Raw genomic sequence first — 15,535 nt, 5'->3', positions numbered from 1 at the left:
GGGTAGCCACGGCGTGCAGACACCGCGCCACCCTGCCCGTCTCGCCGGTGGAAGTCATGCCACCACGCCGTCCACAACAGACCTTCTCAAACACGCTCTTAGAGCTCCTAACGAAATGATGTTGGGCGTGTCCTCGGGACGTGAGGATCGTTCTGTCTGAACGTGAGGAGGGGTGAGCAGCCGCCGTGGATCGTCTCGGACGAACTCTGGGCCGAGGTCGCACCGCTGCTGCCACCCCGCCCGGCCCGACGTCATCGGTTCCCGGGCCGCAAGCCTCTCGATGATCGCAAGGTGTTGTGCGGGAGCTTGTTCGTGCTCTACACCGCGATCCCGTGGGAGTACCTGCCCCAGGAGCTTGGGTTCGGGTCGGGCATGACCTGCTGGCGCAGGTTGCGGGACTGGAATGACGCCGGCGTGTGGCAACGACTGCATGAGGTGCTGCTCGGCAGACTCCGGGCCGCCGGGCAGTTGGACATGTCCTGGGCGGTGATCGACGGCTCCCACGTCCGGGCGCTCAAGGGTGGCCCAAAACCGGTCCGAGCCTGGTCGACCGCCGCAAGCCAGGCTCGAAACACCACATCATCACCGACGCGAGCGGCATCCCCCTCGCCACGGCACTGACCGGCGGCAACCGTCACGACGTCACCCAGCTCATGCCCCTGGTCGACAAGGTCCCCCGCATCAAGGGCATCCGCGGCCGGCCCCGGCAGCGACCCGACCGCATCTACGCCGATCGCGGGCTACGACTACGACTGCTACCGACGCGACCTCGGGGCCGAAGGCATCACCCCGGTCATCGCCCGACGCGGCACCGGCCACGCTCCGGACTCGGCACCTGCCGGTGGATCGTCGAGCAGACTATCGCCCTACTGCACTGGTTCCGCCGCCTGCGCATCCGCTGGGAGATCCGCGACGACATCCACGAAGCGTTCCTCACCCTCGCCGGCGCCATCATCTGCTGGCACCGACTCCAACACTCGAAGAGTTAGGAGCTCTTAGGGTGGTGGGAGCCGCCCCCGCAGCGGGCCGGCCGTCCGTCCCTCGTTCACGCCACGGGAGAGACACCTTGACCTCCACGTTTGCCCGACGGTTGACGGGCGCGGTCGGCCAGGTCGCGTTGGGCGCGATGCTGCTCGTTGCCGGCATCGCCCACCTGACAGTCGCGCGCCAGGAGTTCTTGGCGCAGGTGCCCTCCTGGCTCCCGCTCGACGCCGATCTCGTCGTCGTCGCCTCCGGAGTGGTCGAGATCTGTCTCGGGCTGGCCCTGCTCGCGGCTTGGAGACAGCCTGTACGTGGCCTCACTGGAGCGGTCGTAGCGGCCTTCTTCGTCGCGGTCTTCCCGGGCAACATCGCTCAGTTCACCGAAGGGCGTGACGGATTCGGCCTGGATACCGACGCGGCACGGGCGGTCCGCCTGCTCTTCCAGCCGCTGCTCGTGGTCTGGGCGCTTGCCGCCACCGACGGGGTTTCAACGCTGCGCTCACTGCGCCGTCGTCCCTGACACACGAGCCGAATCCAACGACATCGTCAGCCCGTTTGCCGATCGCTCCCTGGGTGCCAGTTCCAGATCGTCTCTGATGACGACCATGTATGCCCAGATGCCGTCGCCGCACCGACACGAACCCCCATGCCTGCGAGCAGAGTGTCACGATGAACGGGGTGGGCCGTTCTCGACGGTCGCGACTGCGGCGACCGGGTGGACGCCCCGGACTTTGACGGGTGCGCTGTTGATGGGGGACCGGGGCGCCGTGGACCTGGTGATGACCTGTCGTCGCCCCTCGTTTACCCCCCGAAAACCTCCACTCATGATTGACAATCAGTGACAAGTGGCGATCACCGCATGATTGCATCTGTGCAGCTCATCGACCAAATGCGACAACCGATAGCGACGTTGCGGTGGTTACTTTCGGTAACAAGGGGTCGTCGGTTCGAATCCGGCCGTCCCGACCGGTTGACCTGGGAAGATGAAGATCTTCTCCGGTGACGGCGGCAACATCCGGTAACGGATGATCTTTGTTGGCAGTAACGGCGATGAGCTTTTGCCGCCGGCATGCTGAACTCGGAACGCTCTGACCTGCCGCTTCGTCTGGGTTCTGGACGGGGCGGCATTGTGGTTCTTGATTCCGCGTCAAGCGCTGCGGATGCTGCTGGCTGTCGCTTCGCGCAATCCCCTCGGATCGCCGCGATGGCCGCTGCGCCCGATGCCGACGCCTGCAGGAGATCGCGAGGTCGTGGCCGCCCAGGGAAGGCTCGCCCCGGGCATTTCACGCCACAGGCGATGGCCCATTCGCACGGTTCACAGCGGCTGGGTGGATCACGCGCGGGATCGATCGGTTCCCCCTTGTGGCAGAGATGCTCGTCGCCACTGGCGCACGCCGGGTTCACCGGGAGGAGTTGGCGAGGGATTCCAACGCGACGGGCGCCGTTGATCGGCACCGTGGAAACGGCCGGCAGCGACGATCCGATGGCGTGGGCTCTGGAGGAGCTGCGTCGAGAGATCAGCCAGCAGCTGACGTACGGCTCGGAGTTGGTCGATGTGCTGCTGGCGGTGGGCCGTGACAAACATGCCTGACAGGTGGCCAGTACCCGGGCATCGTCGAGCAGGCCATCCTCAACTCGGCCGACACGCGGCGCTACCGGAGGTCGACGACCCGCAGGTGCTACCGGCTGTCGCGGGTCTGCGCATCCCGTTGACGGTGATCTTCCAGTGTCGGTCCCGGATGGCACAATGCCGCTCACTGCCCGCCGGGAGGAGATCAACATGGGCTGGCTGTCGGCCGGTGCCGATTACGAGGTGAGCCTGGAGCGCGGCCGGGTGGTCGCGCGGAACCGCCAGGGAAAGCCGCTGAAGAGTTTGCCGAAGGCGTTGCGCGATGCCGACGTGGTGGTCGGCCTGCGGCAGCTGTCGGAGTGGTTGAAGCGGCACGAGCTCTCCTGCCGGCGTGAGGTCGAGCAGTGGATGATCCGGTCTCTCCCGGTGCCCACCACGGTGATCTGCGAGGTCTGGGCAGACGACTCGTGGCGGACTCCGCTGCGTGATCTGGTCGTGGTGCCGCTCGACGACGCCGGGCGATGGGATACCGACCGGGCGGGGCTGCTACGTGACGCGGACCCCGAGAAGGGTCTCGGGGTGGTGGACCTGGATGGCGAGAGTGGCCGTCTCACCGTCGAGCAGGTTGTTCTGCCTCACCCGGTTCGGCTGCCTGAACTGGCGGATCTGCGGGAGTTCGCCGCCGACCTGGGGGTGCGGCAGGCGACGCTGCAGCTGTTCCGTGAGGTGTGGACGCGGCCGGAGTCCGACGACGAACGACGGCGGGAGGTGTCCCGGTACGCCGGCGGCCGCTACAAGGAGTTGCGCCACGTGCAGGCGAGGACGACGTCGGCGGGTTACCGCGTGCAGGGCGGCGCTGCGTCGCTGCGGGTGTGGGAGGACGGTATTCCGATCGTCGCCTCATTGTGGATCGGCGAGGGCGATCCGCTGTACGAGACCGAGACCGGCCCACTCAACTTCACCGGTCCTGCAGGGGAGGCGGTGGCGCTGGCGGCGGTGGGACCGGTGGCGTGGTCGGAAGGAATGCGGATGGCGGCGAACCTGTACGCCGGCCGGGTTGTCGACGAGGACGGTGAGCAGGCGTGAGTGAGGCACTGTTGGAGGCGGGGGCCATCCTGCCCGGTGGTGAGGCGCAGGCGGGACGCGACGTGGTGACCGCCCGCCGTTACACCCATCCGGCGCTCAGTGGCCGGGCCGTGGTGCGTCTGGCCGGCGCCACCCTCGGCGAGGCCGAGGATCTGTCGATGGAGTTCCTCGGCTTCAGCCGCAGCGTCGAACCCACGCCGGTGGGCACGGCCCGTCGGCAGTCGCTCGGATTCCCGGCCTGGGCGCTGATCAACGATCCCGCTAACGGCCGACACGCACTGGCAATGGTCAAGGACATGGCGCGGCTGGCCCGGACCGCCGCCTCCAAGCCGGGTAACGCCCGCGAGGGCTACCAGCAACTGGCCACTCGGCTGGGCGCAGCGGCGCCGCATTTCCTGCCGACGTTCTGGGAGCAGGCCGGGCGGGCGTTCCTCGCCGCCGACAATCCGCGGATGGCCGGCGGCTGCTTCGCCGAGGCCCGTCGGGCCGAACAGATGCACGGGCTCGCAGTGGACGAGGAGCGGCTGCGGGAGGTGCATCTGGAGTTCGCCTTCGCCGGTGCGCTGACGGCGAAGATGCTGACCGAGTACTCCCGCGCGGTCGCGGCACGGCGGCCGGCGCTCGAGGCGTACGAGCTGGTGCGGACCCTTGCCATTCGTCGCGTCGCCGGCGGGTTGCCGCCGTACGCGGGAATGGCCGAGGACCTGCGACGGCTGGCGAAGGCGGCCGGCGTGGACGTCGAGGAGCAGGCCGAGGCGGTGATCCGGCAGTTGCTGGCGTTCCCCGCGATGGCTCGCTCGAGCGAGCCGGTGTGGAAGGCGTACCGCAAACCCCTGATGCGGCTGGCCAGGCGGGACCCGGCGGTGCGTACCCGGTTGGTGGAGATGTTCCCCGAGCCGCCGGGCTGGTCGACGGATGTCACCGACTTCTGGCTGGAGCTGCTGGAGGCGGCCGGCACGCTCGATCTGCTGCGGGACGAGGCGGCGGCGGTGTCCGCGGCGCGATGGCTGGAGCGGCTGATGGCGCTGCGGGAACGGCGCAGCCGACGCCGCTGCGAGAGGCTCATCCGTGTGGTGGCGAACCTGGTGCCGCGGCTGCGGGCGGAGGGCCGGCCGGTGAGGTTGTGGAGCGACTTCGCTCACCGGGCCGACCTGGACGTTCTCGACGTCTGCCTGACCGGCGGGGTGCCGGTGGCGGTGGAGACAGACAGCAGTGCGTTCAACGTGTCCGCCTGGGTGCAGGACGACGGTCCCGGCCGGCGAGACCTGCGGGCCGTGGCCGCCGACCCCGAATGTCGGGTGCTGCTGGCGCGTGGGGCGGCCGACGCGCTGTCGGGGCTGCACAGCAGGCACGGGTCGGAGCCACTGTCGGCGCAGCTGGTCACCGAGACGCTCGGAGCGGCCGGCCTGCGCGAGGTGTTGTCCGAGCTGCTCGTCGAACGGGCCGCTCGGATGCCGGAGGGTACCTTGATCGGCTTGGACGAGGCACTGTCCCAGCTCGCGGCCGTGTGGTCGCCCGCCGGCGTGGCGCTGGCACCGGAGGCGTTCACCGCCTTGGCGCGGGTCGACGTGCCTGCGGTGCTCGCGCGGTCGTTGCGCGCCGGCCTGGTCGCTGAGCTGTCGTGGCCGGCTTATGAGCAGGTGGCCGAGGACAAACTCGGCCGACGCTACGGCGACGGTTGGCCGCAGCTGGTGGTGCAGGACAACCGGACGGCGCACGTCGTCGACGTCAACGGCCTGATCAGCGAACACATCTTCCGGTATCCGCCATCGGACAGCCCACACGCGCGCAACTCCTACTCCGACACCAGCTGTCGGCTGGTCGATGGGCAGCTCCTGGTCACCTGGTACAGCACCAGCGGCCGGCTTGTCGGCTACTGGTCCGCCGACCCGGACGTGCTGGTTGAGCCCGACCAACCGACGGACCACGCCCTGTGGGGCCGACGGTCGCTGCCGTTGCCGCTGCCCGAAGGCGCGACGACCACGGGTGGTCGGCCCTGGCACGCCGGAGACACCCGCGGCCCGGCCGGGACATATCCGGTCGCCAGTGACGGGGTCTCGTTCTGGCGCTGTGAACGGCCCACCGACCCGACGGCCGGTGAGCGGCGTTGGCGGGAGTACGACCCGGCGACGGGCGAGGGCGGTCGCTACAGCCTGCCCGCGTTCTTCGCCACCGACCTGCCGCGCGACGGGGTCCTCCTGGCTGACCGGTGTGAGTTGCGGCCGGCTCCGGCAGAGTTCGCCTCGTCGCCGCTGGGCTGGCGGGACGGGCTGGTGGGGTGGCGGGTGACCCGGCTGCCGGACGGCACGCAGGTGGGGGAGGGGGTTGACGGGCGGCGGGTGTCCTGGCACCCGACCGCGGTGCGGGCCAGCCGCAACCCGTTCCACAGTGACGCGCTGGTGGCGGGGCTCCAGCTGCCGGGCAGCGACGTGGTACTTCCGGTGACCGGGCGGCCCCATCACCGGGCCGAGTTGGAGCTGACGGTGTGGAGCGCCGACGGCCGCGAGCCGGTGGACCGTTGCAGGACATCCCGGTACCTGCCGCCGCTGGCCTGGTGGCACGCGCTGGGCGCGCGCGACGGGCAGGGCTCGGCCCGCCTGCGGCGTATCGACGCCGCCGACGCGGCCCGGCTGATGGCAATCGCCGACGCCGTCACGAAGTCCACCGAAATCAATGCGGCCGCGCTGGCCATCGTCACCGAGGTGCTGACGGAGGTGACCGACCCCGTCCTGCGTTCCGCCGTGGCGGACAAGGTGGTGCGCGCGGTACGCCTGCGCCGGCGACTGGAGGGGCTGCCACAGTTGTTGGCGACCGACCCGGTCGAGGAGAGCACCGTCGAGACCGTCGCCGACGATGTGCTGCGCACCGCCTGGTCGGGGCTGCTGCCGGCGGAGAGGTTCACCTACTACTCGGGCAGAGCGCAGACCCGGCACGATGTTCTCCGGCAGGTCACCGCGGTCGCGGACCTTCTCACGGCCGGGACGGTCGAGGACGTACCGGAAGCCACCCCGACGTGGGTGGACGCCCTCGGCGGACTCGGCGCCCTGGCCGTCCGCGCCGCCGCACTGGTGACCGGCGAGCAGGAGCGGGCCGCTTTGACGCAATTGGTGTCCACCCTGGCCGGTACCATCCTCTCCGACCCTGGGCAGGCCGTGCGGGTGCTCACCGTGACCTGGGACGAGGCACCTCCGGAGAGCCAGCGGACCGTTCAGCGCGACGGCGGCCAGGTGACGGTGCTGCTGCCGGAGCGCAGTCCCACCTGGTACGCCGGGCGGAGCAAGCAGTGGCGGCGTACGGCGGTGCAGCTGTCCCCGGACGGGCGGTTCACCCCGCCGTCGGGCGCCACCGTCGAGGCGGAGATCGTCGCGGCCGGCTGGCGCGGCGCCGATCGCATCGCGGCGTTCTGCCGACTGCTCGCCGAACAGGGCCCGGCCCGCTGGCGTGCGGAATGCGTCGATGACCTGGTGCAGCGCACCGGCATGACGCGGGCGGAGGCCGCTCTGCTGCTGGCCGGTCTTCCCGGCATCGACGAGTGGCAGGCGAACTTCCTCACCGCCGAACAGCGGCGCATCCTCGGCGTGAACACCACGCAGGCGCGCGCGGCCCGCGACGCCTTGAAGTCCCTGTCGTACGGGCAGCGGATCGCGCTGGTGGACGCGGCGATGCCGCGGGACCCGGCAGATCTGTGGCGGCGGGGCCCGGACGTCGACGGGCTGGCGACGGCCTGGCTGGCACTGCGCGGCGTCCGCGTCGTCATCGGCGAGCACCTGCTTGCCGACGCCACCCGTGTCCTGCCCACGCCCCAAGCGGCCGACATCCTGCAGACGATCGCCAACCCGGCACCGGGAAGCTGGCTGACGACCGACGGCGAGAGCCGCCCCGGCGACTGGGGCCGACTGGAGACCACCGCCACCAGCGGAACCCCGTTCGACGGCAACCACCTGTACGGGTGCACGGTGGCGCTGCTGTGGCTGGCGTACGAGTTGCCGTGGGGTGACCCGATGCGCGACGCCCTGCCTCGGGCGCTGGAGCTGCTGCGGGAGCGGCTGCGCAACCCGCGGTTGCTGATCGGCGCCGGGCGACACGAGGTGGACGAGCCACCCCAGGCGGGGCCGGCGCTAGTGCCCGGACACGCCTTCCGGGACACGGTCGTGCACCATCTCGCCCCGGCCCGCCTCAACGGACCGCATGATCCCGCGGTCAGCTTCATCTCCGGCCCGGTCGCGGACGCGCTGCGGCTGGTGCTCTCCCCGGACATCACCGCCGTGCTGGCCACCCCCGACGGCGTCGGCGGCGAACACCGCGACCCGCGGGTCAGCGCACCCGAGCTGGTCGACGCCGTCGCGGTTCACACCGGCCTCGACCGTGACCCGGCGAGTTACTACCTGCAGCTGCTGGCCCTGCCCAACCCCACCGATGTCAACGTGCGGACCTGGAACGCCTGGAAGCCCGCCACCCTCAAGCAGGCCCAGGCGGCTCTTCTCGACGCCGGTCTGGTGCTGGCGGGCAAGCGGGAACGGGCGGGCCGCGGCGTCTTCCTGCCCGGCGGCTGGCTCGCGGCGAAGGCCCCCAGCACGCCGATGGAGACCTGGAAGCAGCCGCTGTACCTGTTCCTCAACGGACTGACCCTCGTCAACCGCACCATGCCGGAGCTGTACCGCGCAGCGTGGGATCGCGTGACCGCCGGTGACAACCCCCGCTACCTCGACCTGCAGGAGAAGGCGTGAGCACCCGACAGATCGACCCGCCGGAGCACCTGTACGCCGACGAGCTGGCGTTCCTGGCCGCCGCCGACCGTGGTCCCCGCCCGCCCGGCTGGCGGCTGACCCCTCATGCCGTGGTCACGTTCATCGCCGGTTCCGCCGGCCGCCCCGTGCCGGGCCCCGACGGCCGTCAGGTCACCATCGCGCCGAAGTTCGTGGGGGAGCGGGCCCTGATCGAGCGGTGTGTGGTGACCCTGGCCGGTGAGCGGGGCCTGCTGCTCGTCGGCGAACCGGGCACTGCCAAGTCGATGCTGTCCGAGCTGCTCGCCGCGGCGATCTGCGGCACAAGTGCCTTGGCCGTGCAGGGTACGGCCGGTACCACCGAGGAACAGCTGCGCTACGGCTGGAACTACGCGCTCCTGCTGGCCAAGGGGCCGTCCCGGGAGGCGCTGGTGCCCTCACCGGTGCTCACCGCCATGACCACCGGCGCCGTCGCCCGGGTCGAGGAAATTACCCGCTGCCTGCCCGAGGTGCAGGACGCGCTGGTGTCGATCCTGTCCGACCGTCGGTTGGTCCTGCCCGAGCTTGCCGACGACCCCGTCGCCTACGGGGCCCCCGGCTTCTGCGTCATCGCCACGGCGAACCTGCGCGACCGCGGCGTGTCCGAGATGTCTGCGGCGTTGAAACGGCGGTTCAACTTCGAGGTGGTCCCGCCGATCGCCGACTTCGACGCCGAGGTCGCCCTCGTCACCCGGCAGGCCCGCGCCACCGTCGAACGGGTCGGCGCCGCGTACACGGTGGACGAGGCGGTGCTGGAGACACTGGTGACCGCCTTCCGTGACCTGCGCACCGGCAGCACCGTCGAGGGCTGGGAGGTGGAACGCCCGTCCTCGGTCATGAGCACCGCCGAGGCGGTCGCCGTCGCCACGTCGATCGGCCTGTCCACCTCGTATCTGCCCGGCCCGGATCCGTTGTCCCTGCTCCCCGGGCACCTGCTGGGCGTGGTGCGCAAGGACGACCCGGCCGACCACGCGCGGCTGCTGGCGTACTGGGACGGCGCCCTGCGCCGACGCGCAGAGGCCGGCGGCCGGATGTGGCGGCAGCTCTGGGAACAGCGCGATGTCCTCCGCGACTGACCACATCACCGCCGGCGACCCCCGCGCCGCCGTCGCACGTCTCACCGACACCGGCCGCGTCACCCTGATCGGAGTGCGGCACCACTCGCCGGTGCTCGCCGCGGCGATCCCCGCCCTGTTGGACGCGGCCGCCCCGGACGCGGTGCTGGTCGAGTTGCCCGCCGACATGCAGCCGTGGCTGTCCTGGCTGGCGCACCCCGACACCCACGCCCCGGTCGCGCTCGCCGCCGCCGACGGCGACGAGGGCGGACCGCTGGCGTTCTACCCGTTCGCCGACTTCTCCCCCGAGCTGGCCGCGCTGCGGTGGGCGCAACGTCGAGGCGTGCCGGCCCACTGCTGCGACCTGCCGCTGACCGACCCGGCCTGGCAGGAACGTCCGGCCGTCGGCCCCCGGGCGAGCGGCTACGCCGACACCGTGCGGGCCGCCCTGACCGGGCGGACCGGCGACGACCTGTGGGACCGCTGGGTCGAAGCCGCAGCCCCCGGTTCACCGCCCGAGGCGGTACGCCGATCGGCGCTGGCGGTCGGCTGGGCGCTGCGTGCCGATGCCACCGCCGGCGGAATCGGCGCCCTCGACCAGCGGCGCGAGGCATGGATGCGACAACGCATCGCCGAAACCCCGGGCCGCCTAGCCGTCGTCGTCGGCGCTTTCCACGCCCCCGCCTTGACCACACTCGCTCAGCCATCGCCCAACACACCACCCGACGCCGAGCCGCCACGGCGCGCACCGGTCATCTCGCTGGTGCCCTACTCGTTCGACCTGCTCGACGCGCGGTCGGGCTATCCCGCCGGAATCCGCGATCCTCGCTGGCAGCAGGCTGTCCACGAGGCTCATGCCGACCCCACCGCGCTGGCCGCCCGCCTGCGCGGCTTCGCCGTCGAGATCACGCGCCACCTGCGGGACCAGGCACACCCCACGGGACCGGCGGAGGCCGCCGAAATCACACGGCTCGCCCACGATCTGGCCCGACTGCGAAACCTGCCCACCGCCGGACGCGGTGAACTCGTCGAAGCGCTGCAGACGGTCCTCGCCCAGGGCGAGCCGGTCGGCCGCGGCCGAGCGGTCGCCGCCGCCATGCAGCACACCCTGATCGGACAGCGCCGTGGTCACCTCTGCCCGGACACACCCGTCTGCGGGCTGACCCCCGCAACCACAGCTCTCTTGCGGCAGTTGCGCCTGCCCGGCCCCGGTGAGGCGCCTCGCACCGTTCGCCTCGACCCGCTGCGTAACCCGCTCGACCAGCGACGAGAGGCCACCCTGCAGCGACTGCGGGCCTGCCAGGTGCCCTACGCCGAGCCGGTCGAGACCACCACGGCCGACACCCTCACCACCCGCTGGCGGTTGCACTGGCAGCCCGGCACCGAAGCCGCCCTCGCCGCCGCCAGCCCGCACGGCGTCACCCTCGCCCAAGCCGCCGCCGGCATGCTGAACATCCGGCGCCGCCGTGAGGTTGCCAACGGCGGCCCCACCGCCGCACAGGCCATCTCCGGGCTCGCGCGCGCCGCCGCCTGCGGCCTGCCCGACGCCGTCGACGTCCGCCTCGCCGACCTGCACGCCGCGGCGACCGGCACCGCCACGCTCGCCGAACTCGCCACCGCCAGCCAACTGCTCCAGCGGCTGCAACGCGGGCACATCCCCGCCACGCCGTCACCACCGGCGGGCCTCGGCGAGCACCTGGCCCACCTGCACGCCGCCGCAGTCCGCGCCGTCAACGGGCTCGCCGGATCGACCGATGCGGGGGACGCCCGCGCCCTGCTCGACCTCGTTCGGCACGCCGACGACAGCGGCCACCTGCTGCGGCTCGGTGACGCCGTCAGCCGCCTCGCCCGTGAGGGATCACCGCTGATGCGAGGAGCGGGCCACGCCGTCCAGGTGCTGCTCGGCCTCGCCGAGCCCCATGCGTTCGGTGCTGCCCTGGCGTCCTGGGCCGAGATGCCCGCCGCCGAGTGCACCGACCGACTCCGTGGAGCACTCAGCGTTGCCGGCGCCCTGCTGGAGGCCGGCGGGGAAACGCTGGCCCCGCTGCTGGACACCGTAGACGGCTGGGACGACGAGCACTTCATCCGCCGGCTGCCCGCGCTGCGCGGCGGTTTCGACGCGCTGAGCCCCGCCGATCGGGACCGCCTTCTGGACACCGTCCGTCACCGCATTGGTGACCTCGACGCGACGATGACCGTCGCACCGAGCCTGCTCGCCGACTGGCTCGCCGTCGACCAGAAGGGACGCCAGGCCCTGACCGCCCTCGGACTGCCTGCGGGCACAAGCGACAGCGCCGCCGAGTGGTCGGGTCCACCACCGCCCCCGGCAGAATCCCGCCAGGCATCCCGCCCCCAGACGCTCCCCGCCGCGCAGCGCTGGCGACTACTGCTCGGCCGCCGCCGCGACGACCTGCCACCGGGCGCCCGCCGACTCGCTACCGCGCTCGATGAGCTGTACGGGAACGGCAGGGGAGAGGGCTCTCACACCACCGCCGGACCTGGCGGCGGACGACAACCCGCTTACCCCCAGGTGCGCGACTGGGCTGGCGACCTCGAAGCGCTGTTCGGCGCGGCAGTACGCGACGAGGTGCTCGCCCGCGCCGCCGAACGCGGACGCGCTGACGCCCTCCTCACCATCGCGCCCGAGAACGTCCGACCCTCGGTGGAACTGCTGCACACCGTCCTGGCTCTGGCCGGCGGTCTGCCCGAGGCGCGGCTGCACCGACTGCGCCCACTCGTCGCCCGGCTCGTCGCCGAGCTGACCGAGCAGTTGGCCCGACAGATCAGACCGGCACTCAGCGGACTCGCCACACCACGACGCAGCCGCCGACCCACCGGGCGCCTAGACCTCGGAGCCACCGTCCATGCCAACCTGCACACCGCGCACATCGACTCCCACGGCGCGGCCCAGATCAGCCCCGAATGGTTCGTCTTCCGCAGCCGCGGTCGACGCAGCGTCGACTGGCAGGTCATCCTCCTCGTCGACGTATCCGGGTCGATGGAACCGTCCACGATCTGGGCCGCGCTGACCGCGTCCGTCCTCGCCGGCGTGACGACCCTGCGAACCCACTTCGTCACCTTCTCCACCGAGGTCGTCGACCTGACCGACCGGGTCGTCGACCCGCTCAGCCTGCTGATGGAGATCAGTGTCGGCGGCGGCACCCACATCGCCGCCGCCCTGCGCTACGCCCGGCAGATTGTCACCACCCCCAGCCGCAGCCTCGTCGTGCTCGTCAGCGACTTCGAAGAGGGGCATCCCATCGGCGGACTACTGGCCGCCGTCCGGGCGCTCGCCGACGACGGCGTCACCCTGCTCGGCTGCGCCAGCCTCGACGACCGTGGCCAACCCCGCTACAGCACCGCCGTCGCCGGGCAACTCGTGGCTGCTGGGATGCCCATCGCCGCGCTGAGCCCCACCGAACTCGCCCGCTGGATCGGAGACCAGGTCAGATGAGCCTGCCGGACGTCGCACCACACGTCACCGCCGACGCCGTCGCCGCTCTGCCCGCCCGGCTGCGGTCCAAGCTCGACCAAGCTCTCGGGAAGCAGCCGACCTGGACCATCACCTCGTCCGACTCCGGCGCGACGATCGCCTTGGACGACCATGTCACGGTCACCCTCACCACGCCGGTCGACGCGGCGGACCGAGCCGCCTGCAACTGCCTGCTCGCACCACGCTGCCTGCATCGGGCCGCGGTGCTCAGCGCCGCACCCGTCCTGACCACGCAGCCACACCATGCGGTCGCAGCCGGACCGGACGTGGCCACCGCCGGGGCCGTCGTGACCACCGAAGCCGACCCGCCGGATGCCGCCGCCCCGTCCACCACCGCCGAGGAGAAGGCCGCCGCCGCCCAGGTACGCGACGTCGCTGCCCAGATCCTCGAACACGGGGTGGCAGGCGCCGGCGCGGTGACCCAGGCGGATCTGCTCCGCGCCATCCACCAGGCCCGCGCCGTCGGACTGCCCCGACTGGCGACAGCCGCGACCGGAGTGGTTGAACAACTGCGCGCAGCCCGCCGGGGAATCCCCGGATTCCGGCTGGCCGACCTCACCGAGGATCTGCGCGAGGCGCTGACCGTCTGTCACCTCCTAATCGAAGGTATCGGTGACCAGCGAGTCGCCCGGGGCACCAGCCGGCGCGGCTACAGCCCGGTCGGCGACCTGCACCTGTACGGGCTGTGCACCGAGCCGCTGCGCACCACCACCGGCCACGTCGGCGCGATCAGCTACCTGACCGACGGCGATGCGACGATCTGGAGCCTGGCGCAGGCACGCCCCGGCGACGGCGACACAGCCCGCAACGCCGCACACTCAAGCGTCAACCTCGGCGACGTCACGCTGAGCCACCGCGAGTTGGGCCGCGCCGGGATCATCGCCGTCAACGCCCATGCGTCCGTCGACCGGCGCCTTAGCCACGGCAGGACAGTGCAGGCCGTACGAACCACAGGCCGCAGCTGGCGCGAGGAACCAGCCGACGCCCTCTGGCGACAACCGATCTCCGAACAGGCCGCACGCTGGCTGAACGCCCTGGAACTCGCCCGACACGAGCGGCCCGCCGGCCACGACCTCGCCTTTTTCGACGGCGTCCTCGCCGCCGATCAGCGAGGCCTACTCCTGAAGACGGCGCAACTGCCGGGGCCGGTCACCGTCCTGGCCCCACACGACGATCCGATGCTTCCGTACGTCGCGAACCTGCGCCTGCTCGCCGCCCACGCCACCGGCAGGCCGGTACGAATGGTGGGGCGCTTCCACGGACCCCGCCAGGTCCACGGTCTCGCCGTTGCCGCGCCCTGGCTGCCGAACCGCTTCGCCGGACACATCGACCTCGGCGTCGACCAGCTACAGCGCGCCGACCTACCCGGCGCCGCAACCACGGAGCCTCCGGACGCCGACCAACCTCAACCACCGCTGCATCTCCTCGCCCACCACCTACAACGAGTTGTCGCCGCCGGTCGCAGCGCCCTGATACCGGACGTCGATCGGGACCTGCGAGCGCTGCTGGACGCCCAGCTGCCGACAGCCGCCTCCGTGCTCCGAGAGCTACGGCGCGCGGGCCACCGGCGTAGCCGCGACGCGTTCGGCCGCTTGAACCAGCAGGACTCCACCGCCCTGGCGGGGGCCTGGCTGACCGCTGCGGCCTACCAACACGCTGCGACTACAGCCGCAGCCGCAGGATCATGGCAAGCCACGTGGCAGCCGTCAGCCTGATGCTGCCCCTGAACACGTCCGCTTCGACAAGCACTGCTGCCGTAGTGCTTCAGGAGCGGGAAAAGTATGTGGCTCGACATGGTCAAAGGACTCGAAACCCCGGACTTGACTCTTGCAGCAGTCCCGGATCGTCCGGCCGAGGTGGGTGGTGCCGGGCTCCATGGTGACGACGGCTTCCCGCCAAGTTGGCGCATCGCTCCAGTGTCCCCTCAGGACTGCACGCTCGTTCCTCTCGTCGCCGAGGGCAGCGAATTTTCGGTCGCGGACGGGCAACCGGGCATCGTCGTGCCGACCAAAGGCAGACACCCCGGCCGACCCTACCCCCGCGCTGTCGAACCGTCGTGGGACTGTTTCCTCGAGTCAGCCGGTGGGACGACAGCGATCCCGACCAAGCGCCGGACTCGCCACCCGAGTGGGCGCGCGTGGTCACCATCGGATCCGCTCCCACCGCTCGGTGAGCCCGGCCGGCGGCAGCAGATCGATGGGGCGCCTCGAAGAATCCGGGCTGCTGTAAAGCAATGGGCGCCGAACGCCTCCGGACTTCTATCCTAGGACGCCCCGAGGGCTGTGTTTCTCGTCAACCGTGGAGTCTGGATGGGGCGGCAGGGCGAATCCTTGACCGTTCGCCGTAACGGACCCGGTAACGGCGAGGGCTCGCCAGGGGAGGAGTGCCCGACATCCGATGGCATGAGAACGTGACGCGTGATGTCGCTGTGTCCGGGTATGCGGATGTATCGAGCTGTTCCGGCATCACGTGACAGAATCGTTGTAAAACTGGGGGTCAAGGGGTCGTCGGTTCGAATCCGGCCGTCCCGACAAAGAAAAAGCCCTGACCAGCGGGAACACTGGTCAGGGCTTTGATTTTCTTCGAT

Annotated in this window: 9 protein-coding genes and 1 pseudogene; all 10 read left to right on the top strand. The window is 71.2% G+C overall.

Features of this window, described 5'->3' with window-relative positions; genetic code table 11:
- Positions 1-162 precede the first annotated feature (162 nt).
- Positions 163-621, top strand: coding sequence for a transposase (locus SM452_RS29930; RefSeq protein ID WP_463841175.1), 459 nt, complete (start codon positions 163-165; stop codon positions 619-621).
- Positions 543-989 carry a transposase gene (locus tag SM452_RS29925; protein ID WP_463841176.1) on the top strand — a complete coding sequence of 149 codons (447 nt, stop codon included), beginning with the start codon at positions 543-545 and terminating at the stop codon, positions 987-989. Before SM452_RS29930 ends, SM452_RS29925 begins: the two co-directional genes overlap by 79 nt.
- A gap of 77 nt (positions 990-1,066) precedes the next feature.
- The gene (locus SM452_RS29920) at positions 1,067-1,501 is read left to right on the top strand and encodes a DoxX family protein (protein ID WP_281606333.1); all 435 of its coding nucleotides are present in this window, start codon (positions 1,067-1,069) and stop codon (positions 1,499-1,501) included.
- A gap of 924 nt (positions 1,502-2,425) precedes the next feature.
- On the top strand, positions 2,426-2,572 hold the full coding sequence (locus tag SM452_RS29915; RefSeq protein ID WP_355514112.1) for a hypothetical protein: 147 nt from the start codon (positions 2,426-2,428) through the stop codon (positions 2,570-2,572).
- Between the two features lie 156 nt (positions 2,573-2,728).
- Positions 2,729-3,637, top strand: coding sequence for a DUF4132 domain-containing protein (locus tag SM452_RS29910; protein WP_254187162.1), 909 nt, complete (start codon positions 2,729-2,731; stop codon positions 3,635-3,637).
- Positions 3,634-8,364 (top strand): hypothetical protein, encoded by a 4,731-nt coding sequence (locus SM452_RS29905; protein ID WP_355514108.1) that lies wholly within the window; start codon positions 3,634-3,636, stop codon positions 8,362-8,364. The genes SM452_RS29910 and SM452_RS29905 overlap by 4 nt, the downstream gene beginning before the upstream one ends.
- Positions 8,361-9,476 (top strand): ATP-binding protein, encoded by a 1,116-nt coding sequence (locus SM452_RS29900; protein WP_269700265.1) that lies wholly within the window; start codon positions 8,361-8,363, stop codon positions 9,474-9,476. The genes SM452_RS29905 and SM452_RS29900 overlap by 4 nt, the downstream gene beginning before the upstream one ends.
- Entirely contained in the window at positions 9,460-12,909 is a 3,450-nt protein-coding gene (locus SM452_RS29895; protein ID WP_355514105.1) for a DUF5682 family protein, read from the top strand. Before SM452_RS29900 ends, SM452_RS29895 begins: the two co-directional genes overlap by 17 nt.
- On the top strand, positions 12,906-14,663 hold the full coding sequence (locus SM452_RS29890) for a hypothetical protein (protein ID WP_355514102.1): 1,758 nt from the start codon (positions 12,906-12,908) through the stop codon (positions 14,661-14,663). Before SM452_RS29895 ends, SM452_RS29890 begins: the two co-directional genes overlap by 4 nt.
- Positions 14,664-14,962: 299 nt before the next feature.
- Positions 14,963-15,121 (top strand): annotated as a pseudogene (locus SM452_RS29885) (DUF2201 family putative metallopeptidase); the annotation flags it as partial.
- Positions 15,122-15,535 lie beyond the last annotated feature (414 nt).

This window comes from Micromonospora sp. SYSU B005 (assembly GCF_055362685.1).
This window is presented reverse-complemented; position numbering and strand designations above follow the sequence as displayed.

Excerpts from the sequence above, each read along its gene's own strand:
- SM452_RS29910 (WP_254187162.1), top strand. The coding sequence starts at position 2,729 with ATGCCGCTCACTGCCCGCCGGGAGGAGATCAACATGGGCTGGCTGTCG.
- SM452_RS29895 (WP_355514105.1), top strand. The coding sequence starts at position 9,460 with ATGTCCTCCGCGACTGACCACATCACCGCCGGCGACCCCCGCGCCGCC.
- SM452_RS29890 (WP_355514102.1), top strand. The coding sequence starts at position 12,906 with ATGAGCCTGCCGGACGTCGCACCACACGTCACCGCCGACGCCGTCGCC.